Here is a 20,730-nt window from a genome sequence, read left to right on the forward strand (position 1 = left end):
GGGCAGCGATATTACCATGTCCGCCTTAGAAGCGGCTTATCAGCCTGGCATAAGCGCCCCGCCCCAGCGACAGCCGCGTGGCGCCGCTGAACTCCTCGTGCTGGCGGACCAGCGCATTGCTGGCGCCCAGTGTCAGGTCGAGCCGGGGCATCAGGCGCCAGTTGAAATTCACGTCCAGCGCGGTGTAGCCCCCTACTTGCGTAAAGCGCAAAGGGCCGACATAGCGCAAGGTGAGATCCAGGTCGCGCCCCTCACCGAATGTGAAGGATGAGCGCAGCCTCGCCATGCGGCGCGGATCCCAGTTGCCCTGAACCGAGCGATTCAGAAAATCGGCTTCCCCAGGCTTGATGGAGAAGTCCTCATGCATCATGGTCAACCCGGCGCTGAGGCGCCAAGCCGGCGCCGCCTGGAAACTGCCCCAGGCCTCCACGCCACGCGTATCGCCTTCCATGCCGTTGCCGATCTCGTAGCGCAGCGGTGCAACCGGCTTGACGGTGCGCAGGTGGTCGTATGTGGCGCGATACACGGTCAGCGAATAGCTGGCCAGGTTGCCGAACTGCTGGCGCAGGCCAAGCTCAATGACGCGGGCGGTCTCGGACTCGAAATCGGGGCCGCCGGTCAGGCTGCCGAGGGCGCCGGCGTTGATATAGATGTCGCGATCGATGCGCGATGGTGCGCGCACGGTACGCGACGCTTCGGCCCACCAGAAAGTCGATGGCGTCGCCTTCCAGGCCAGGCGCAGGTTGGGTAGCAGCTCGGTTCCGGTGTACATATTGCGCTCAGCGCGCAGGCCAGCCGTCAAGTTGACCGCCTCGCTCAGGGCAATGGTGTCCTGGCCGAAAAAACTGGTCCAGTGCAGATTGGCGCGTTCCGGATTGAAGGCAACCCCGCTGACGTTGTTCACCCGGTCGCGCGCGAATCGATAACCGCCGCCCAGCGCCAGCGTGTGCCGCCCGATTGGCGCGAAGTCATACAAGGCCTGCAAGTCGACGATGTCCAGGGTCTCCTGGAACAAATTGGTCAGGTCACGCTCCGTCCGGTCGTAATAAGCCTGCAGCGACAAGCTGGCGCCGCCCATCATCTGATGGTTCCAGTGGCCCATCAGGTTGGCGCCGCGCATTTCGGCAGTCGGCATGGGAACGGTGGTAGCGACCTGCCCTTCGATGGTGCGGTAAGCATCGCCCTGCAGCGTCATCGAATCGCTGCCGCGCATCCAGTCGCTGCGGAAGCCCACTTGCCCGGTATGCCAACCGTCGCCCAGCCTGGTGCCAGCCGCCTTTTCGCCCTGAGGCATGACGTGATCCATCCCGTAGGCGCGCCAAGCGCCATCGCCCATCGGCGCACCGTACATGAAGACGGCGCCGGACTGCTCCTGCCCCCAGCGCAAATCCACGGCCCCGCCCAGGGTGGCTGCCGCGGACTTGGTGATCACATTGATCACGCCATTCACCGCATTGGTACCCCACAGCGTGCCGCCTGGCCCGCTGATAACCTCGATGCGCTCGATGCTCTCCATCGGCAGCTGCTGCACGTCCCAGAACACGCCGGAAAACAAGGGCGTGTAGACCGAACGGCCATCGATCATGACCAGCTGCTTGTTGGCGCTGTTGCCGGCGAAGCCGCGTGCCGTAATGGTGTAGCCGCCGGAAGGCGCCTGGGCGACGTGCAGGTTGGGGGCGAGCCGCAGCGCCTCAGGCAGGCTGCGCGCGCCGCTGCGGCGAATGTCGTCCGAGGTAATGACGAAGACCGATGCCGGCGCGTCGCCCAGCCTCTCCTCACGCTTGGACACGGATACCACGCGCACGTCGCTCAACTCCTCAAGCGACAGGTTGGCGAAATTCTCCGGCACAGGTGTGCCGTCGCCCGCGGCAGCGGCCGAACAGGTCTGGCAGCAGATACAGCCGGCGAGCAGTCCCCACTTCAGTGAACGGCCAGCTTTGCGCATGGCGGCCTCTCTTTCAGGAAGCACTGTTCGAAAATCTTATCATGCCGACAGTTTTGCCTGCCACACCTGTTGCTTGCAACATAAAATGCATAAGCCTCGCCCGCCATATCAGGATTCTTTATAATGGCAACGCTTGATTCATCCTACTATCCTGATATGAAGCCTGAGATCCAGGGGTTCTTCGACCCCACTACATCCACCGTCAGCTATGTTGTTTACGAAGCCGACGGCAGCGAATGCGCCATCGTTGACTCGGTGCTGGACTACGATCCAAAGTCCGGCCGCACCTCCACCACCGCAGCCGACAAGATCATCGCCTTCGTGCGCGAACACCAGCTCAAGGTAAGCTGGCTGCTCGAGACGCACGCCCACGCCGATCACCTGTCCGCCGCGCCCTACCTGCAGGAGAAGCTGGGCGGCCGCATTGGCATTGGCGCCGGCATCTGCAAGGTGCAGCACGCGTTTTCCGCGATCTTCAACCGCAAGGACGAAAAGGAAGACGGATCACAATTCGGCCACCTGTTCGAGGCCGACGAAGTATTCATGATCGGAAAGCTGGAAGCACGCGCGTTGCACGTGCCGGGCCACACGCCGGCGGACATGGCCTACCAGGTAGGCGACGCAGTATTTGTAGGCGATACGATGTTCATGCCCGACGTCGGCAGCGCGCGCTGCGACTTCCCGGGAGGCTGCGCAGGAGACTTATACAAATCGGTGCACCGCCTGCTGTCGATGCCGCCCGAGACCCGCCTGTTCATGTGCCACGACTACCCGCCGGCCGGCCGCGAGCCGCGCTGGGAAGTGACGGTCGCCGAACAGCGCGCCGCCAACATCCACATCCGCGACGGCGTCAGCGAAGAAGAATTTGTTGCCATGCGCACCAAGCGCGACGCCACGCTGCAGATGCCGGTACTGATCCTGCCCGCGATCCAGGTCAACCTCAGCGCCGGCCACCTGCCGGAAGCCGAAGACAACGGCGTGCGCTACCTCAAGATCCCCATCAACGCCCTGTAACTACTGCCCAGCCCGTGTCCCACCTTGGGGTCACACCCGTTTTGAGACACGAGCACAGCCGTCCAATAGTCGTGCCCGTGTCCCATTTCGGGTGTGACCCCATGGTGGGACACGGGCTCGGCTTATTTCTGCTGTGCGGGCGAGCGGCCGATCGGATCGTCGGTGTTGGCCAGGTACCAGACCAGCGCTGACATGACGGCGACGTGCTTCTTCATATTGGCCGGGTCGACCTTGTCGAAGGTGTCGGCCGGGGTGTGGTGGTAGTTGAAGTAGGCGCTGGTGTCGACATAGGGCTCGAACGATGGCACGCCATTCGCCTCCAGCTGGTGCACGTCGGAGCCCGAGGCGGAATCGCGGCGGCTGAATACCGCGGCGCCAATCGGCAGCAGGGAATTCATTACCGGCGCGAAGTATTTTTCCGCTTCCGGACGAACGCTGCCCATGATGCCGAAGGTGCGGCCGGTGACGCCGCCGTCGGTTTCAATCGCTGCGAATTGCTTTTCCAGGCTGCCCTTGTTGGCGTTGAAATAGGTGGTGCCGCCGCGCAGGCCATTTTCCTCGTTCGCCCATGCCACCATGCGGATGGTGCGGCGCGGCTGCAGGCCCAGCTTCTTGATGGTGTCCAGCACGCCCATCGAGGTGGTGACGCCGGTGCCGTCGTCATGGGCGCCGGTCGCCAGGTCCCACGAATCGAGGTGGCCGGATACGATCACGACTTCGTCCGCTTTGTCGCTGCCCGGCAGGTCGGCAATCACATTGAAGCTGTCGGCGTCCGGCAGCATTTTCGGCGTCAGGATCAGTTTCATCTTGACCGGACCGCGCTTCATCAGGCGCACGATCAGCATGGAGTCTTCCGCTGTCACGGCCGCCGCCGGAATGCGCTGTTCATCCTTCAGCAAGGTGGCGCCGGTATGCGGCAGGCGGTAGTCCGCTCCGCCCACGGAGCGCACCAGCGCGGCGACGGCGCCCAGTTCTGCCGCCAGTCGCGGGCCGTTGGTGCGGTAGCGCGAACCCTGGCCATAGGCATTGCCTGCCAGGCCGCGATCAGCCATGTTCTGGTCGAAGGCGACGTCGAACAGCACGATGGCGCCCTTCACTTCCGCTGCGCGGGCTTTCAACTCGTCGAAATCGTGCACGATCACGATAGGCGCGGCCAGGCCGGCTGCCGGGGTGGCGCCGGAACCGCCGAGGGCCGTCAGCACAACCTTTTGCGTGATGTTGCCGGGGCGGCCTTTGTAGTCGACCAGTTCCGCCTTCTCTTCACCGCGCACCCAGTGCGGCACCTTGACCGGCTGCAGGGTCACTTTGGCGCCCATGGCGCGCATCGCGGCGGCCACCTGTTCCACTGCGGCAGCGTTGCCTTCGGAACCGGACAGGCGCGGGCCAACCAGGTCGGTCAGGTCTTCCAGGCGCTGGTAGGAGTAGTCGCTTTGCATCGCGGCGTCGCGGATCTTGCCGAGGGTAGCGGCATCGGTCGGGCTGGCGGCACTCGTGATGCCGGAGAAGCCTGCGCCCAGCAGGCAGACAAACAGGGTAGAGAGTGCGGGCTTGCGGAGGTTCATGCGTTTCCTGTGAGAAGGTTAAGTTTCGCTCGGAACTTGAAACAATAGCGTATTTATAAAATCTCTGCAGGACGGGCAACTTAACGATACAAATCTCTCTTCTCTGTGGAGTTTGTAAGAATGTGTATATGCACTGGCGCAAGATTTCGCGGGTCGCTAATCTACGCTCTAACAGATCTCGAAAGGGGAATTACCATGTTCAACAAACGACTTGCCGGGCTGATGCTGATGGGCGCAGCCCTGACCGCTTCTTCCGCCGCATTTGCAGCCGGCGACCGTGACTTCAACACCGCAGCGGGGGCCGTGATCGGCGCCGCGATCGGCAGCCAGAATGGCAGCGGCGGTGCGGTGGTTGGCGGCCTGGTGGGCGCTGCAGTTGGTAACTCCCTGCCGACCCGTGGCGGCCGCGGCTACGTCTCGACCCGCGTCTATGCCGGCGCCCCGGCACCGGTCTACTACGAGCCGGCCCCGGTGTACTACCAGCCGGCGCCACGCGTCTACTACGAACCGGCACCGCGCGTGTACTATGAGCCAGCCCCGGTTTACGTTGAGCCGCGCCCGGTCTACTACTACGGCGACCGCTACTACTACCGCGGCCATCACCACCACGGCCGTTGGTAATGAAATAAAAAAGGGGACGTACCCCTTTTCCGCCGAGGCGGAAAAAGGGGGACGTCCCTTTTTTACGTGCTTCCTATTTAGCTGAAGTCAGCGTGTATCCGCGCCATCGGCAGCGCCGATTCCAGCGCCACCCGCATTGCCATTCCGGCATCAAGTCTCCCCTGCCCGACCTCCATCGCATGCTGCAGCGCCAGCGCGCACATCACCGGCCAATGCGCCGGGTTGTTGCAATACTGCGCAATCACGGGCTTCACCATCGGCCAGAACAGGCGCAGGTAGTCGGCCGGCAAGTTGCGCGGCGCGTGCTGCGGCGGCAGGCGTGGCACGCCGAAATCGGCGCCGCCTTGCGTTTTCGCAACATGGGCCCAGATTTCCGACGGTTCCACACAATCGGTACAGCCATGATGGCGGGCGGCGCCGGCCACCAGGCCCCAGACCGAGAATTCCATGCCGAACAGGAGCAGGCTGAGGTCTTCCGCCATGCGGTCGCTCTCGGGCATGCCGTGCGCGTAAGCATTGGTACGGGCGCTAACCTGGCAGGCAAAACCGGCCAGCGCACCCAAGGCGCACAGCAGCGATTCGGGACGGGTGTCGCCGCGCGATTCCAGCTGCCCGGTGACGAGGCGCACCAGCTCCCGGCTGCCAGCCTTGGCATTTTGCATAGGGTCCAGGCGCGCACGCTCGAGCGCCTGGCGATGCAGGCTCTCGCTGACCGCGCGGCGCGGATCGCGGAAGGCCAGCAGCTTCTTGAGTAATGCCATTCCATCAACTCCCTTGTGTTATACGAACTCATCTTACCGAAGGGTAATGGCCCGGCATAGTTTTCGTCCTTCAAGTGTGGCGCGGAACACACTCCGAATACAGGGGTAAAAACAGCCCTTCTCGACGGACGGCCGGGTTGCCAAGCCGAGGGGAAACCGCGTAAAGTTGCGTTATCCCTAGCTTCGCATTCCCATGAACAAGTGTTGTAACCCTGACCATCCGCATTGCACCTACTGGGTCGTGCCAGGGGAAAGCACTTGCGCGGGCGGCCACGCGCAAACCGCGCCTGAATCGGATGGCAGCAGCTTTGGCTTGCTGAACACCATGCGCAACGCCCGTACCGGCCCGCCATCGGCGCCGGCTGCGTCGGGCTATTCCGCTCCGGCACGCGTCTATCCCCAGTTGCACATCAGCGGCTTCGATCCGCGCGCCGCCGGCGGCCGCCAGTCGCTGAAGATGGAATTGCGCGGCATGCCGCAGGATTGCGCACCCTCATTGTCGATTTGCCTGCGTTCGGAACTGATCCCGCACGGCGCACTGCAGCAGCAGTTCATCCGTTCCGTGCATGGCGATTGGCGTCCGGTGTTCGTGGAATTCTCTTCGCGCGGCAAGGAACATGGCCAGTACCAGATCCACGCCGAAATCGTCAGCAAGGACGACAGCGCGCAGCGCCAATGGGAATGCACTTTCGTCATCCTGGTGCCGCGCGTCGACGCCAGCCTGAATGAGATCCATCGTACCTTCCTCAGCACGCACAAGAACGTGCGCGTGATGGCTGACGATGCGGCGATTGCCCGCGTGTCCGCGCAAGGCGGCAACACCATGGACATCGACGTCACCGCCCGCAACGCCGGCATCGCCCACCTGGACCTCGGCGCGCCGCCGGGCAAGGTGGATGTCGGCTATTCGACCATCGCCTGGGATGAAGACCTGATCGAGATCGAGCAGCCGCGCAGCGGCCCTTCGCATCCGCACCCGACGCTGGCTGCGAGCTTCATCAATGCCGCGCCGGAAAACGGCGCCTGCCGCCATATCCGCCTGTTCGCGATGGAGGAAGTGGCATTCGGCCGCTTTGAACTGGCCGATCCGGAGGCGGACGTGCTGCTGCACCACTTCAGCGCCGACGGTCCCGATTGTGCCGGCCTGACGCGCCGCCTGTCCGGCCGTCACGCCGTGATCCGCCGTACCCGCAACGGATTTGAAATCGAGGACGTGTCGCGCTACGGCCTGCTGCTGGACGGGGTCTGGCCCGGCAAGAACAAGCCGGTACCCCTGCGCACGGGGATGAAGATAGAAATGAGCGCCAGCATCAAGGGCATCGTGCTGCTGGAAGTCAGCGCGGTGATGCCGCACGGCGTGATCCTGCACCGCATCGACGAAGGCGCCCGCGCCGAGTGCTTCGTGCTGCTGGCAGCGGATACCCATCCCGGCTACCCGCTGGCGCGCCATAACGCCCTGCCCAAGGCAGCCACCCTGCCGCTGTTCATGCACCACCAGGGCGGCTTCTGGCATATCGACCAGCTGACCGGCAAGGAAACCGCGCTGGCGCCGACGCCGAAGCAGGAAAAGCTGAGCCGCATTCCGGCCCACACCCGCTTCGCCAGCGATCCCTATCCGGAGCACTGGATTGTGCGCAGCGGCGCCGCGCACTCGCCTGCAGCTGCTTAAGTCGCGCTGGAGGGGCGCTTCGGCAGCGGAATGAATTCCGTCTCGCCGGGCACCTTGTCGAAGCGCTGCGCTTCCCAGTCGTCCGCCGCCTTGACCAGGCGTTCCTTGCTGGACGAGACAAAATTCCAGAACAGGAAACGCTGGCCATCGAGCGGCTCGCCGCCGATGATCACGAACTGCGCATCGGTCAGCGCCGTTACACGCTGCGACGACGATGTATCGAGCAAGGCCATGGTGTTCTGCGGCACGGCTGCGCCGTCCACCTCCACCGAACCGCTGACCGCATAGACCGCCGCTTCCGCCGGCAAGCTTGCCAGCGCCAGTTGCTGGCCCGCTTTCAGGCTCACGTCCAGGTACAGCGTCTGGCTGAAGGTCTTCACCGGCGAAGTGTGGCCGAAAGCGGAGCCGATCAGCACCCGCACACGCGCGCCGTCGACTTCCATTTCCGGGATCGCCGCTGCAGGCGTGTGGGAGAACGAAGGCTCGTCTTCCTCATGCGCCTGCGGCAAGGCAGCCCACAATTGCAAGCCGTGCGTGCGGTGTGGCACGCCGACCAGGTCTTTCGGGGTGCGTTCGGAGTGTACGATGCCGCGTCCCGCCGTCATCCAGTTGATCGCGCCGGGTTCGATGCGCTGCAGCGTCCCCAGGCTGTCGCGGTGCTCCATCGCGCCTTCAAACAGGTAGGTTACCGTCGCCAGGCCGATGTGCGGGTGGGGACGCACGTCGTGGTCCGCGTCCAGCGGCACGTCGACCGGGCCAAAATGGTCGAAGAAAATGAAGGGACCCACGGCCTGCTTGACTGCCGCAGGCAAATAGCGGCGCACGACAAAGCCGCCGCCCAGGTCCTTCTCGTGGCCTTTCAGGAGATGCGCAATATTCATGGCTCTTACCCCAGTTGAGTGGAGATTTCCGTGGTGACGGCCGTCATCAGCTTATGTACTGGGCACTTCTGCGAAATGGCCAGCAGTTCTTCGCGCTGCTCCTGGCTCAAGTCACCGGTGAGATGCAGGGTGGCGGCCAGACGGTACACGCCCTTGCGTTCTTCGCTGGCATCGCGCTCGGTCGTCACTTGCACGTCTTCGACGGGAATGCCTTTGCGGCGGGCGTACCAGATGACGGTAAGGGCCTTGCAGGCGCTGACGGCAGCGTCGTACAGGTCGTGCGGCGAAGGTCCGGCGTCGTTGCCGCCCTCCTCCAGGGTGCCGTCAACGGAGACGATATGGTTACGCACATGCAGGATGCTGCGCATTGGAAGCGACTGGTCGCGGGCTACTTTAACGGTCATGTTGAAATCCTGCGTGTTGGTTAAGATCGCAATTATCGCAATTTACACCAAGTTGCGTGCCACGCGGAAGCCCACTACATCGTTCGCCAGCAGCGCCGAATAACCGTTGCGCAGCGCGGAACGCAGGTAACGCGGCTGGTACAGCCAGGCCCCGCCGCGCAGCACGCGGCGCGCCTGGTCGCCGCCCTCCTCCCATGCGCTGCCATCCGCTGGCGCACCAATGTAATTGTCATGCGCCGTATCCTGGGTCCATTCCCACACGTTGCCGTGCATGTCGAACAGGCCCCACGGATTGGGCTGGTAGCTGCCGACGCGCGTGGTGCCGCCATGGCTATTGCCTTTCGGCCCATCGTTGTAGGTGAAGTGGCCGTCATAGTTGGCGTGTTCCGGCGTGATGCTGTCGCCGAAGCTGAAGGCGGTATGGCTGCCGGCGCGGCAGGCATATTCCCATTCCGACTCGCTGGGCAGGCGGTAGGCCTGGCCGGTCTTTTCGCTCAGCCATTGCAGGTAGAGCTGGACGTCGTGCCAGCTCACGCACACGACAGGGTGACGCTCGTCCTGCGGGAAGCCGGGCTGCTGCCAGTCCACGTCCAGCTTCGATTGCCAGCCGGTCGCCCTGGCAAAGGCGCGCCATTCGCCCACCGTCACCGGGTAGCGGCCCAGCGCAAAGGATTGCTCGATGCCGACCCAATGCGCCGGCAGTTCGCGGTCCATCCAGGCTTTTTGCGCGCCCGCCTTCACTGCGATCTTGTGCTCATGTTCATTGGAACCCATCTGGAAGCGGCCGGTCGGGATCAGCACCAGGTCCGGCCCGACGCCGCTGCCATCCGTAAAGCGGTCGCGCAGCACGCCTTCGGCATCGGCCACCGGGCTACTCGCCGATGGCAGCAAGGCCGCCAGTTCGGCCGCCTTGCGCGCGGCCTGCTCCTTGCGATGCCGTTCCTGCTCGGCGCGGTAAGCCGCTTCCGCCTTGAACTGGGCGAGTTTGCGCTGGTGCTCTTCCTCCGCCTGGCGCGCCTTGAGCGCATCGGCATCGCGGCGTGCGATCAACTGCTGGCGCAGGCGTTCCTTGCGCTCACGCGCCTCCTGCTCCATCTGCAGCTTGCGCTGCTTTTCCTGCTCGCGCCGCAGCTGGTCCTGGCGCACTTTTTCCTGGGCCGTGGCAAGCGCCTCCGCCTTGAGCCGGGCCGCCAGTTCCACTTCTTTTTTTCGGCGCTGCTCTTCCTCCTCCGCGCGGGCGATGGCGTCGGCGCGGGAACGCGCGTCGCGTGCGGCGCGCGCTTCCCGCTCCTGCTGCTCGGCCGCCGCGCGCTCGGCCTTGCGGGCCGCTGCACGCTGGGCGGTTTCTTCTGCGTCGGGTTCTGCGGCCTGGCGCAATTCATCCAGCAGCGCGGCAACCGATTCTGGCCGTTCACCGGCGCGGTTGGCAAAGCCGCGCTTCAGGACCTCCCATTGCTGCGCGTTGTGTGCTTGCGGTTTGACTGGTTCGAGCAGCGCGGTAGCCTGGCCGTCGAACGGCAGGCGGCCTTCCAGGAGCTGGTAAATCATGACCGCGACGGCGTAGACATCGACCTGCGGACGAGGAACGGCCTGGCCGGCGCCGGCTTCCGGCGCGCGGTAGCCCGCAGTGCCTGCGTTCGGCGTAGCGATGCCAAGATCGGTGCCGGTCGAGCGCGCACGCGAGGCGATACCGAAATCCAGCAGTTTGATCTCGCCGGCCGTGGTCAGGAAAACATTGCCCGGCTTGATGTCGCGGTGCACCAGGCGGTGCTTGTCCCAGGCGTATTGCAGTGCCTCCGCCACGGGCCGCAGCATCTGCTCCACCTGGGCGTGCGTGGCCTTGCCATGTTCGGCCAGCCAGGCGTCCAGGTCTTGTCCTTCCAGGCATTCCATGATGATGAAATAGCTGGAAGTGGCCGGGTCTTGCGCCCACTCGTAGACCCGCACGATGTTGTCATGCGCCAGCCGGCGCGCCTGCGTCGCTTCCTCGATCAGCAGCTTGGCGTGGGCCGGGCTTTGCGTCAGTTGCGGCGGCAGGATTTTCAACGCCACCACGGCGCTATGCCCCAGCTCCGCGTGGGTCGCCAGGTCGGTCGCTTGCCAGACCTGGCCCATGCCTCCCATTCCCAGCAGGCGCTCCAGGCGGTAGCGGCGGTTGTGGGGGCCGATTTCCTGGCCCGACATGAGGCCCAGCTCCGTACCCTGGCGCGGGATGGCGATAGGTGCAGCGGATCCTCCCGGCGGCGCGTACTCGGCGTCCAGGATGGCGTTCTTGCGGCGGTCGAACTCTTGCAGGCTTAACAGGCCATCTTCGTGCAGGGCACGCAGTTCGCGAATCTTGTCTCGGGCAGTCTGCATTTCTTTTGTTACGTTACCTCGCTATCGGCGCTCCGCACTCCGGACAGAATTTCGCATCCCCGCAATCGGTCGGTACATGATGGCCGTTCGGGCAGCGGCGCACCACGACGGTTTCGACACTGGCCTGCGCACGCAGCAGGTCCAACTGGTGCTGCCTTTCCTTGTCGCCCACGCTGTCGCGATACGACCGTTCATTCCCGACTTCCTCGCGCGCCAGCCGCATGGCCTCGGCGGGCGTAATGCTGTTTTCAGCCGCCACCACGCCGGCCAGCGCCTGCAGCTGCTCCGGCGACATGGCCGATTGCGCCTGCTGGCGCATCAGGCGCGACAGGGCTTCCGCATTCGGCGTTGCGGCAAGCGCAATCTTGGCAGTATCGCTCATGCGGCCGATCGATTCCAGCCTTTCGATGTCGATGCGCGCCATGTCGGCGGCGTGCTGCTGCTGCGCCACCATGCTGTCATAGTCTACCTTCCAGCGGTTGAAGCGCTCATCGCGCTCCACTTCCATCTTTTTCAGCGATTGCTGCCATTGCGCTTCCTGGTCGCGCAATTTGAGCTCCAGGCGCTGCTCTTCCACCGCCACCTGGTCCAGCATGGCCTGGCGCGCCAGGTTTTGTACCTGGCGCTGCTGCACTCCATCGGCCTCGATGGTGCGCAGCAGCTTTTCGTATTGGGCGACCGATTCGGCGTTGGCGCCGCTGCGCTTCAACTCTTCCAGTTTGGCGCTGATCTCGGCCACTTGCACCTGGGATCCGGCATCCTTTGCCGCTTCGCCGCGCGCCATGTCGCGCTTGCGGGCCAGGTATTGCTCTTCTTCCCATTCGATGATGCGCTCCGCCTCGCGATGGCGCGCAGCATTGGCGAGCGCAATGCCCTGGAATTTCGCACGGTGATGCTCGGATTCGATTTCCTGTTCGCGCAATTTGGCATCGGTTTCGGCCTTGCGCAGGAGCTGCAGCTGCTTATGGCGGTAGTCCTCGTCCTCGACCGCAAGCGTCTGCTGGATGCGGTACTGCAGCTGCTGCTGGTAGAGCTGGTGCGAGAAGCGCTGCTTGGCGAGCGCCTTTTCCTCCAGGCCGGCTTGCTGCGCCAGTTCCATCTCGGTGCGCATCTTGATTTGCGCCAGGCGCCGCACCTGGTCCCATTGCGCCGCTTCGCCGGCATGCAGCGATTTATGGCGCGCCAGCTCGTGTTCCAGGTCGGTCAGCGCAGCGCCCGCGCCGTGCTCGAAAGCCTGCTTGCGGGTCTTGGCCTCGACGATGCGGCCATACAGGTCGATTTCGCGCGCGCGGATCGCCTGCATCTGCTCTTCCGCTTCGATCTTCAGTTCCGCCTTGCGGAAATCGCTGCGCATTTTCTGCTCCTGGCGCCAGATTGCCTGCCATTCTTCCTGGTCGTACAGCTTGTCGATCTGCTTGACGTGCTCCAGCTGGTGCTGGCGTTCGTCGGCAACCAGGAACAGGCTGCCCACCCGCTCGCGGTTGTCGTCGTATTTATCGTGGCGCAGTGCCAGCGTTTCCACCTCCACCGCAGCCAGCCCGAACTCCGCCAGCCGCTGGCCCAGGGCGCTTTGCAGGCGTTCATTCAACTGCTCGCGCAGCACGCTGGAGCTGGCCATGTCGCGCACCGAGCGGCTGCCGAGGAATTCGGCGGCAACCTGGCGCACGGATGGCGCAACCAGCTCATGCAGCTGCAGCGCCGTGACGGTGCCCGGGACGGTCATGAAATGCCGGGCAAAGGCTGGCACGTCTGCGACCTGGAGCCCGATCGTGAAGCGGGCGGTCAGTTTCAGGAATTCGGCGGTATGCAAATCGGTGAAATTGAATTCCACCGGCAGCGGCGTGGTGCGGGTAATCAGGATTTCGCCGCCCTGGTCGCGCAGCAGGCCGGTAAGACGGCTGAAGAAGCCCTCCAGTTCGTACTCGCCCTCCGGCACTTCCGTGGCGCGGTCACCCTGCAGGATGTAGGCGCGGGTGGTGGCAGGCACGCGCAGGGTCTTGGTGAAGATGCCGGACAGCTGGCGCACGCCGAAATACACCGCCAGCTCGTCGTTGGCGGGAATCCAGCGGTTTTCGCGCAGCACCGGCGCATTGTGCGCCGCACCCAGCGACAGGCCGCACTGGTTGCAATAACCGGAAGTATCGCCGTTGCGGTGATCGCATCGCGGGCACTTCACGCCGCCAAAACCAAACATCTTGAACATTTGCTACTCCTTGTTCGCCCAGCGCTGACTGATTGTAGCAGGGGCATCGGCGCGCCCAATGCACGCCTCCTTATCTTGGCACAGGAGCAGCCCATCCATTCGTTTTGATAGAGGGGGTTTTTCCCTCCTGATCCGGGCAATTGTTACTACGCAGCGGGATTTGTAAAAAACTGAATCAGCCTTTTATCAATGCGCGAGCGCTTGATATATTGAACTCAGCGCATCACCAACAGGAGAAATGCCATGTTCAAATCGAAATTTATCGCTGCAGCCGCCCTGGCACTTGGCGTGGCTGCTATCGCGCCGACCGCCGCCCAGGCACAGGTTGACTTCAGCGTCGTGATCGGCAACGCTCCTCCACCGCTGCGTTTTGAAAGCGTGCCGCCGCCGCGCTACGGCTATGTCTGGGCGCCAGGCGTGTGGCGCTGGGACGGCTACCGCCACGTATGGGTTGCCGGCCACTGGCTGCAGGAACGCCCGGGCTACCGCTACACCCCGTCGCAATGGGTCCGGGTCAACAACGGCTGGGGATGGCGCGAAGGCGGCTGGGTGGTGTATGACGACCGCCAGCACTTTGTGCAAGGTCCTAGCTACAGCTACCGCGAGCCGCGCCGCGACTACTATTACCACGACCGCGGCCGCGGCCATGACCGCGACCATGACGGTATTCCGGACCGTTACGACCGCGACCGCGATAACGACGGCGTTCCAAACCGTTTCGACCGTGACCGCGATGGCGACGGCGTCCCTAACCGCTACGACCGCCGCCCCGACAACCCTTATCGCCGTTAAAGCGCGGCTTATTGCTGCCCCATCTGCTTGCCCTCGGTGGAATTCTTCAGATATTTATCGAGGAATTCCACCATCTTTGCATTTGCCGTGGCCTCATTCTTTTTCTTGCGGAAGCCATGGCCTTCATCGTCGAAGACCACGTAGTCGACCGGCACATTGTTCTTCTTCACCGCTTCCACGATTTCATCGCTTTCCGGCTTGATCACGCGCGGGTCGTTCTTGCCCTGGATGACCATCAGCGGCTTGCGGATTTCTGCGGCATGGAATAGCGGCGAAGTCGCCATCAGGAATTCCCTGTCCTTCACCGGATCGCCGATCTCCTGGTACAGCGCCTTGCGCTGCGCTTCCCAATAAGGCGGAATCGATTCCAGCGTACGAATCCAGTTACTGACGCCGAAGATGTCCACCCCGGCCTTGAAAGCCTCTGGGCGGAACGCCATCGCCGCCAGCGTCATGTAACCCCCATAGCTGCCACCTACAATGCCGATGCGTACAGGATCGATGTAGCCCAAACTGGCCAGGTAGGTCTTGGCCTCGACGCAGTCCCACAACGGCTCACGGCCATGCTTGCGGTCGTCGGCCGTGAAGAAAGTCTTGCCGTAGCCGCTGCTGCCGCGGTTGTTGATGCCCAGCACCGCATAGCCATTGTTCGCCAGGTACTGCATCATGGCGCTGTAGCCGCGGCGTGTCTGGCCGCCTGGTCCGCCGTGCACGAACACCACGGCCGGCACCTTGTTACTGGCGGAAGCGCCCTTCGGCTTGTAGTAAATCGATGGGACCACCGTGCCATCAAAGGACTTGAAGCGCACCACTTCCGCTTCCACCAGGTCGTTCGGATCGATATCCTTGCTCAGGCTTTGCGTCAGCTGCTTCACCTTCCTGGTTGCCAGGTCATACACGAAAAGGTTATTCGGCGAACGGTCGCCGTTGACGTAAAACGCCATCAGCTTGCCGCTGCGGGAAAAGACGGCGGAACTCATTGCGCCGCCAGCCACCTTCGGCAGTGTCACGGGCTTTTCATCCTTCCCTTCCACTACCCGCAGCACGGTACTGCCATCCTCGTTGACAACGGAAGTACGGAAGCGGCCATTGCGGGAGAAACTGGTGCCCACCATGTCCCACTTGGCCTTTTCATGTTCCGCCACCTGCCCCGTCGCCAGGTCGTAGGTACGGATGCTGGAGAATTCACCGCCGGCGTCGGAGGTGAAGTACAGCTTTTTCGATTCGGGATCGAAGGTTGCCGTATCGTGGCTGGCCGCCTCCTTGTGCGGTGTAATGTGCCTGGTTTCCTTCGTCGCCAGGTTATACAGGTAAATATCGCTATCGGAGGTGGTGTTTGGTTTGTCCAGCGCGATCCACTTCTCGTCGCGGCTGATGCGCGACACGCTCATGCCGCTGTCGTTCCGGTACAGCATCGTGCGCGAATAATCCTTCACGCTGTAACGGTACAGGTCCGGGAATTTCGGGTCGCGCTCATTGGACAGCACATAAAACGCACTGTCGTCGTCGCTCCAGCCGAAGAAGCTCGCCTTCAGCTTCTCGCCTGGCGTCAAATCCTTCTCGCTGCCGTCGGTCTCGCGCACGTAAAGGTGATTCAGCTCGTCGCCGCCCTTATCGCGCGTGAACAGGAAGCGGTTATCGGCCGGGAAGTAGCTGATCGCATAAGTGCTGTCCGTGGTCGACTTGGTCAATGCGAGCGGTTTGCCGCCCTCCACCGGAATCGAATAGGCATTGAAGATGCCGGTCTCGTTGCTGTTGAAGAGAATGGTTTTTTCATCATGGCTGAAAGAAGCGCCGTTGATTGACGTGGTCGCCATGAACTGCTCGATCGTGTACTTGCGCACCGGTTTTGCTGGAGCCGCGAAAGCCACCTGCATCGCCAGTGCCAATGCAACTGCGCCTGCGGCGCGGTGGATCAATTGCATGGGTATTCTCCTGTTAAAGTGGAGGGAAACGACCCAGCAAGTGTTGCAAACATATTTACACATGTCAATAAAACAAGAACGAGCCCGCGCTGAAAAACTGGCGCGCCAGGCCGTCCCAGCATCGCCCGCCGCATGGCGCGCATGGTTCGACGGATCCGCCCACCCCAATCCAGGCCGCATAGGCATTGGCGCCCTGCTGGCCGGCCCCGCTGGTGAGCGCGTGGAAATCAGCCGCCGCGCGGGCCACGGCAGTAGCGGCGATGCGGAATACCTTGCCCTGATCGCGGCCTTGGAAAAAGCGGTGGAACTGGGCGTGACCGAATTGCTCGTGTATGGAGACAGCCAGGTGGTGGTGCAGGATGTACTGCTCTCGCCCCAGTCCGGAGCGAGGGCGCTCGGTGAGCATCGCGCCCGCGCAGGGCAATTGATGACGGCACTGGCGCAGGTGAATGTGCGCTGGGTGCCGCGCCACAGGAACTGCGATGCGGACCGCCTGTCGCAACAGGCGATCCACGAGAGTGCCGCTTAGCGCAATTTAGCGCACCTTGAATACGCTGACCACCTGGGCCAGGCTGCTGGCCTGGTTCTGCATGGCTTCGGCGGCGGCCGCCGCTTCTTCCACCAGGGCGGCGTTCTGCTGCGTGACCTGGTCCATCTGGCCGACGGCCTTGTAGACTTCGTCGATGCCGGAGCTTTGCTCGGCGCTGGCTGCCGTGATCTCGCTGATGATGTCCGACACGCGCTGCACGCTGGAGACGATATCCTGCATCGTATTGCCGGCATCCGACACCAGGCGCGTCCCGGCGTTGACCTTCTCGACCGAATCGCCGATCAGCTCCTTGATTTCCTTCGCCGCTGCCGCCGAACGCTGCGCCAGGTTGCGCACCTCGGAAGCGACCACGGCAAAGCCGCGGCCCTGCTCACCGGCACGCGCCGCCTCCACCGCTGCATTCAGCGCCAGGATATTGGTCTGGAACGCAATGCTGTCGATGACCGTGATGATATCCACGATCTTGCGCGAGGAAGCGTCAATCGACTCCATCGTGCCCACCACTTCCGCCACCACATCGCCGCCCTTGCGCGCGACCGAAGCTGCGGCCCCGGCCAGCTGGTTGGCCTGGCGCGCATTGTCGGCATTCTGCTTGACGGTCGACGTCAGTTCTTCCATCGAGGAGGCGGTTTCTTCCAGCGAGGCCGCCTGTTGCTCGGTCCGTGCAGACAAATCCTGGTTGCCCGCCGCGATTTCAGTGGAAGCGATGCCGATCGAATCAGTACCGCTGCGCACCTCGCTGACGATGTTCCGCAAGGACTGGTTCATGTCTTTCAAAGCGTCCAGCAACTGGCCGGTTTCGTCGCCGCCATGCACCCGGATGTCGCCCGTCAGGTCACCGCTCGCCACGCGGCGCGCCGCATCGACTGCGCGCGCCAGTGGAATCGTAATGCCCTTGGTCAGGAGGTAGGCGCACACGGCGCCAAACGCCACCGCCAGCACGGCAAGCACCGTCAGCAAGCTGCGGCTGGTGCTGGAAATACCGTCGATCTCCTTGCCGATGGCATCGATCTTCCCGCGCTGCATGGTCAGCAAGTCCTGCACCAAAGCCTGGTATTGCGCTGCCGCCGGCTGGTATTTCTTTTCGAAGACTTCGTTGGCCTGTTCCAGCTCACCGCCGGTTTTCAGCTTGGCGACCTGGTCGCGCGTGCTGATGTAGGCCTTGCGCTGTTCCATCACCCGTTCCCACAACGCCTTTTCATCGGCATCGCTGATCAGCGGCTCGATGCGCTTCTGCAGGTCCGCCGAAGCGGCGGAAGAAGCTTTGGATTCTTCGGCAAAGAAGGCGCCCAGCGAGGCATCGCTGCTGCGCGCAATGGCCGTGGTGCGGCGCACCGCGCTGTCGATCTTCGAATACCAGTCGGAGATCATGCGCTCCTTGGCCAGCGGCGTTTCCATCATGTGGCGCGTGGCGCCGGCAACCTGCTGCAGGCGCCAGACGCCAATGGCTGCAATGACGATCGACAGGGCGAGCGTGACGGCAAAGCCAAATGCCAGGCGTTTGCCGATGCTAAGGTTATTCAACACCTTCATGCCGCCATCTTCTCGATCAGGCCCATGTCGGCCGAGGACATCAAGCGTTCGATATCGACCAGGATCAGCATGCGGTCTTCAATGGTACCCAGGCCGGTGATGTACTCCGTATCCATCGAGCCGCTGATGTCCGGCGCAGGCTTGATCTGCTCCGGCTGCAGCGTCGTCACGTCCGATACCGCGTCGACCACAATGCCGACCGTGCGCGTACCGATGTGCAGGATGATCACGACCGTAAACGGGCCATAAGTCGGCTCGCCCAGCTGGAAGCGCACGCGCATGTCGATAATCGGCACGATCAGGCCACGCAGGTTGATCACGCCCTTCACATAATCCGGCGCACTGGCGATGCGGGTCGGCTGCTCGTAGCTGCGAATCTCGCTGACCTTCTGGATATCGATGCCGTATTCTTCCTGCCCAAGGGTGAAGGCCAGGAACTCGGCGGCTTGGCTGGTCGTTGTAGTCATGATAATTTATTTCACTTATGAATGATGACAGTAATATGTTACCGTAGACCAATAAAATAATCACCAACAATTTTGCCATAGAGAAACATACAAGCTTGCGCTAAAGTCATGGCACAATTGCGCAGCTATTAACAGAGATACGGCATTTCCATGGATATTTCGCTGAGCAGTTGGCAGCCGCGCCTCGTAGCGCTGGCCAGCGCTGCGGCGGGCGACGATGGCGCCCACGACATGAATCACCTGCACCGGGTGTGGCGAAATGCCACTTTATTGCTGAAGCAGCATCCCGGCGCCGACCAACTGGTCGTGCTGGCCGCCTGCTACCTGCACGACCTGGTCAACCTGCCCAAGAACCATCCGGAACGCCACCTGGCCTCGCGCCAGGCCGCCGCGCTGGCGCGCACCCAGCTGGCCGAAGCCGGCTTTCCCACCGCCCGCCTGGACGCCGTGGCCCACGCCATCGAAACCCACAGCTTCTCCGCCGCCCTTCAGCCAACCACGCTGGAAGCGCAGATCGTGCAGGATGCCGACCGCCTGGACGCCCTGGGCGCCGTCGGCCTGGCGCGCATGTTCTACATCGCCGGCCGTATGGGCACCGCCCTGGCGCACCCGGACGATCCGCTGGCCTTGCATCGCGAGCGTAACGACAAGATCTATTCGCTGGACCACATCGAAGTGAAGCTCGCCACCCTGCCCGGCACCATGCAGACCGCCGCCGGCCGCGCGCTGGGCGAACAGCGACTGCGCGAGCTGCTGGCCTTCCGCGACAGCTTTGTCGCAGAATGGGCGGTGGCGGCATGAGCGCATCGCAATCCAAGGGCAACCTGAACTTCGTCCTGGTCAGCATCTTCATCGACATGCTGGGCATCGGCATCATCGTGCCGGTGCTGCCCATCCTGGTCGGCCAGTACGTGCAGGACCGCGAGCTGCATGCGCTCTGGTACGGCATCCTCGGCGCGACTTTCGGCCTGCTGCAGTTCATCTTCATGCCGATGCTGGGCGCGATCAGCGATCGTGTCGGCCGCCGTCCCGTACTGCTGTATTCCATGGCCGGCATGGGCATCAACTTCCTGACCACAGCCTGGGCGCCTAACCTGGCCTGCCTGTTCATTGGCCGCGTGATTGGCGGCATGTCCTCGGCCAGCATGTCGGTCGCTTCCGCCTACGCCTCGGACATCTCGACCCACGAAGACCGCGCCAAGAGCTTCGGCAAGATCGGCGCCACCTTCGGCCTGGGCTTTATCTGCGGCCCGATGCTGGGCGGCCTGCTGGGCGACGTCAACCTCCACCTGCCGTTTTACGTGGCGGCCGCGCTGTCCTTCGCCAATTTCAGCTACGGCTATTTCTTCGTCCCCGAATCGTTGCCGGAAGAACGCCGCGAGAAATTCAAGCTGGTGTCGGTCAACCCGTTCAGTGCCTTGGCCAAGCTGGCCCGCCGCCAGGACATTCGCGGCCTGGTCATCACCTTTGCCCTGGTGACGGCGGCGCAGATGATGCTGCAATCGACCTGGGTGCTGTACACGCACTTCCGCTTCAACTGGACCCCTGCCGAAAATGGTGCGGCCCTGTTCTGCGTGGGCGTGGCGGCGGCCGTGGTGCAGGCCGGCCTGCTGGGCATCTTCATCCGCAAGTTCGGCGAAGTACGCCTGTCGCTGATCGGCCTGAGCTCCGGCGCCATCACCTATATGCTGTATGGGCTGGCGACCCATGGCTGGATGATGTACGTGTTCATCCTGTGCAACCTGCTGTCCTTTGCCGCCGGTCCGGCGCTGCAAGGCATCGTTTCCAAGGCCACGCCGGCCAATGAACAGGGCGAGCTGATGGGCTCCCTGCAATCGATCAGCAGCCTTGGTTCGGTGCTCATGCCCTTGCTGGGCGGCGCCATCCTCAGCGCCGTCAGCCACCTGCCGCCAAGCGACTGGCGCATCGGCAGCACCTTCTTCGTCTGCGCGGCGATGCAAGCGGTGGGCATCTTCGTGGCCCGGCGCTACTTCCGCCAGCACCATATGGCGACTGCATCCACGCCGGAAACGAGTGCATAATCA

17 protein-coding genes are annotated in these 20,730 nt (G+C 63.2%); 7 read left to right on the plus strand and 10 right to left on the minus strand.

All coding sequences use genetic code 11. The annotated features are described in order from the left end of the window. Nucleotides 1–25: 25 nt before the first annotated feature. Entirely contained in the window at nucleotides 26–1,945 is a 1,920-nt protein-coding gene (locus GM658_RS23855; RefSeq protein ID WP_155456565.1) for a TOL_0244 family TonB-dependent receptor, read from the minus strand. Nucleotides 1,946–2,101: 156 nt separating this feature from the next. Here GM658_RS23855 and GM658_RS23860 point away from each other — a divergent pair, with 156 nt between their 5' ends. Next, on the plus strand, nucleotides 2,102–2,959 hold the full coding sequence (locus GM658_RS23860; RefSeq protein ID WP_155456616.1) for an MBL fold metallo-hydrolase: 858 nt from the start codon (nucleotides 2,102–2,104) through the stop codon (nucleotides 2,957–2,959). A 122-nt stretch (nucleotides 2,960–3,081) separates the two neighbouring features. Here the strand turns inward: GM658_RS23860 and GM658_RS23865 are convergent, their stop codons facing one another. Beyond that, nucleotides 3,082–4,521 carry a M20/M25/M40 family metallo-hydrolase gene (locus GM658_RS23865; RefSeq protein WP_155456566.1) on the minus strand — a complete coding sequence of 480 codons (1,440 nt, stop codon included), beginning with the start codon at nucleotides 4,519–4,521 and terminating at the stop codon, nucleotides 3,082–3,084. A gap of 195 nt (nucleotides 4,522–4,716) precedes the next feature. Between GM658_RS23865 and GM658_RS23870 the strand changes: the two genes are divergently transcribed. After that, nucleotides 4,717–5,142, plus strand: coding sequence for a glycine zipper 2TM domain-containing protein (locus GM658_RS23870; RefSeq protein WP_155456567.1), 426 nt, complete (start codon nucleotides 4,717–4,719; stop codon nucleotides 5,140–5,142). Between the two features lie 77 nt (nucleotides 5,143–5,219). Here the strand turns inward: GM658_RS23870 and GM658_RS23875 are convergent, their stop codons facing one another. Beyond that, on the minus strand, nucleotides 5,220–5,903 hold the full coding sequence (locus GM658_RS23875) for a hypothetical protein (RefSeq protein WP_155456568.1): 684 nt from the start codon (nucleotides 5,901–5,903) through the stop codon (nucleotides 5,220–5,222). Nucleotides 5,904–6,096: 193 nt separating this feature from the next. Between GM658_RS23875 and GM658_RS23880 the strand changes: the two genes are divergently transcribed. Then, entirely contained in the window at nucleotides 6,097–7,572 is a 1,476-nt protein-coding gene (locus tag GM658_RS23880; RefSeq protein WP_155456569.1) for an FHA domain-containing protein, read from the plus strand. Here the strand turns inward: GM658_RS23880 and GM658_RS23885 are convergent. Genes GM658_RS23885 through GM658_RS23900 form a run of 4 tightly spaced genes read right to left on the minus strand, consistent with a single transcriptional unit; the run spans nucleotide 7,569 to nucleotide 13,418 of the window. Continuing rightward, nucleotides 7,569–8,453 carry a pirin family protein gene (locus tag GM658_RS23885; RefSeq protein WP_155456570.1) on the minus strand — a complete coding sequence of 295 codons (885 nt, stop codon included), beginning with the start codon at nucleotides 8,451–8,453 and terminating at the stop codon, nucleotides 7,569–7,571. The two genes, GM658_RS23880 and GM658_RS23885, sit on opposite strands and share 4 nt — an antisense overlap. Nucleotides 8,454–8,458: 5 nt before the next feature. Further along, complete coding sequence (locus tag GM658_RS23890; RefSeq protein WP_155456571.1) at nucleotides 8,459–8,857, minus strand: OsmC family protein; 399 nt, start codon at nucleotides 8,855–8,857, stop codon at nucleotides 8,459–8,461. Nucleotides 8,858–8,899: 42 nt separating this feature from the next. Beyond that, nucleotides 8,900–11,215: an SUMF1/EgtB/PvdO family nonheme iron enzyme gene (locus tag GM658_RS23895; protein ID WP_155456572.1), complete on the minus strand. Its 2,316-nt coding sequence runs from the start codon at nucleotides 11,213–11,215 to the stop codon at nucleotides 8,900–8,902. A 13-nt stretch (nucleotides 11,216–11,228) separates the two neighbouring features. Beyond that, entirely contained in the window at nucleotides 11,229–13,418 is a 2,190-nt protein-coding gene (locus GM658_RS23900) for a hypothetical protein (RefSeq protein ID WP_155456573.1), read from the minus strand. 243 nt (nucleotides 13,419–13,661) lie between these two features. On the opposite strand from GM658_RS23900, the gene GM658_RS23905 reads away from it, so the two are divergent. Further along, the gene (locus GM658_RS23905; protein ID WP_155456574.1) at nucleotides 13,662–14,210 is read left to right on the plus strand and encodes a YXWGXW repeat-containing protein; all 549 of its coding nucleotides are present in this window, start codon (nucleotides 13,662–13,664) and stop codon (nucleotides 14,208–14,210) included. Nucleotides 14,211–14,218: 8 nt separating this feature from the next. Here GM658_RS23905 and GM658_RS23910 read toward each other — a convergent pair whose 3' ends face one another. Next, nucleotides 14,219–16,135 (minus strand): S9 family peptidase, encoded by a 1,917-nt coding sequence (locus GM658_RS23910; RefSeq protein WP_211841925.1) that lies wholly within the window; start codon nucleotides 16,133–16,135, stop codon nucleotides 14,219–14,221. Between the two features lie 61 nt (nucleotides 16,136–16,196). Here GM658_RS23910 and GM658_RS23915 point away from each other — a divergent pair, with 61 nt between their 5' ends. Further along, the gene (locus GM658_RS23915) at nucleotides 16,197–16,664 is read left to right on the plus strand and encodes a ribonuclease HI family protein (RefSeq protein ID WP_229417044.1); all 468 of its coding nucleotides are present in this window, start codon (nucleotides 16,197–16,199) and stop codon (nucleotides 16,662–16,664) included. Nucleotides 16,665–16,670: 6 nt separating this feature from the next. On the opposite strand, the gene GM658_RS23920 is transcribed toward GM658_RS23915, so the two are convergent. Further along, complete coding sequence (locus GM658_RS23920) at nucleotides 16,671–18,218, minus strand: methyl-accepting chemotaxis protein (RefSeq protein WP_155456576.1); 1,548 nt, start codon at nucleotides 18,216–18,218, stop codon at nucleotides 16,671–16,673. Beyond that, entirely contained in the window at nucleotides 18,215–18,685 is a 471-nt protein-coding gene (locus GM658_RS23925; protein WP_155456577.1) for a chemotaxis protein CheW, read from the minus strand. Before GM658_RS23925 ends, GM658_RS23920 begins: the two co-directional genes overlap by 4 nt. 150 nt (nucleotides 18,686–18,835) lie before the next feature. Between GM658_RS23925 and GM658_RS23930 the strand changes: the two genes are divergently transcribed. Further along, nucleotides 18,836–19,486: an HD domain-containing protein gene (locus GM658_RS23930; RefSeq protein WP_155456578.1), complete on the plus strand. Its 651-nt coding sequence runs from the start codon at nucleotides 18,836–18,838 to the stop codon at nucleotides 19,484–19,486. After that, nucleotides 19,483–20,727, plus strand: coding sequence for an MFS transporter (locus GM658_RS23935; protein WP_155456579.1), 1,245 nt, complete (start codon nucleotides 19,483–19,485; stop codon nucleotides 20,725–20,727). The genes GM658_RS23930 and GM658_RS23935 overlap by 4 nt, the downstream gene beginning before the upstream one ends. Nucleotides 20,728–20,730: the final 3 nt, after the last annotated feature.

The organism is Massilia eburnea, assembly GCF_009720745.1.
Classification (GTDB): Bacteria; Pseudomonadota; Gammaproteobacteria; order Burkholderiales; family Burkholderiaceae_D; genus Rugamonas; species Rugamonas eburnea.

Coding starts and splice junctions, on each gene's coding strand:
- GM658_RS23875 (WP_155456568.1), bottom strand. CDS start 5,903: ATGGCATTACTCAAGAAGCTGCTGGCCTTCCGCGATCCGCGCCGCGCG.
- GM658_RS23910 (WP_211841925.1), bottom strand. CDS start 16,135: ATGCAATTGATCCACCGCGCCGCAGGCGCAGTTGCATTGGCACTGGCG.
- GM658_RS23855 (WP_155456565.1), bottom strand. CDS start 1,945: ATGCGCAAAGCTGGCCGTTCACTGAAGTGGGGACTGCTCGCCGGCTGT.
- GM658_RS23870 (WP_155456567.1), top strand. CDS start 4,717: ATGTTCAACAAACGACTTGCCGGGCTGATGCTGATGGGCGCAGCCCTG.
- GM658_RS23930 (WP_155456578.1), top strand. CDS start 18,836: ATGGATATTTCGCTGAGCAGTTGGCAGCCGCGCCTCGTAGCGCTGGCC.
- GM658_RS23860 (WP_155456616.1), top strand. CDS start 2,102: ATGAAGCCTGAGATCCAGGGGTTCTTCGACCCCACTACATCCACCGTC.
- GM658_RS23935 (WP_155456579.1), top strand. CDS start 19,483: ATGAGCGCATCGCAATCCAAGGGCAACCTGAACTTCGTCCTGGTCAGC.
- GM658_RS23915 (WP_229417044.1), top strand. CDS start 16,197: ATGTCAATAAAACAAGAACGAGCCCGCGCTGAAAAACTGGCGCGCCAG.
- GM658_RS23885 (WP_155456570.1), bottom strand. CDS start 8,453: ATGAATATTGCGCATCTCCTGAAAGGCCACGAGAAGGACCTGGGCGGC.
- GM658_RS23890 (WP_155456571.1), bottom strand. CDS start 8,857: ATGACCGTTAAAGTAGCCCGCGACCAGTCGCTTCCAATGCGCAGCATC.
- GM658_RS23920 (WP_155456576.1), bottom strand. CDS start 18,218: ATGAAGGTGTTGAATAACCTTAGCATCGGCAAACGCCTGGCATTTGGC.
- GM658_RS23865 (WP_155456566.1), bottom strand. CDS start 4,521: ATGAACCTCCGCAAGCCCGCACTCTCTACCCTGTTTGTCTGCCTGCTG.
- GM658_RS23880 (WP_155456569.1), top strand. CDS start 6,097: ATGAACAAGTGTTGTAACCCTGACCATCCGCATTGCACCTACTGGGTC.
- GM658_RS23895 (WP_155456572.1), bottom strand. CDS start 11,215: ATGCAGACTGCCCGAGACAAGATTCGCGAACTGCGTGCCCTGCACGAA.
- GM658_RS23900 (WP_155456573.1), bottom strand. CDS start 13,418: ATGTTCAAGATGTTTGGTTTTGGCGGCGTGAAGTGCCCGCGATGCGAT.
- GM658_RS23905 (WP_155456574.1), top strand. CDS start 13,662: ATGTTCAAATCGAAATTTATCGCTGCAGCCGCCCTGGCACTTGGCGTG.
- GM658_RS23925 (WP_155456577.1), bottom strand. CDS start 18,685: ATGACTACAACGACCAGCCAAGCCGCCGAGTTCCTGGCCTTCACCCTT.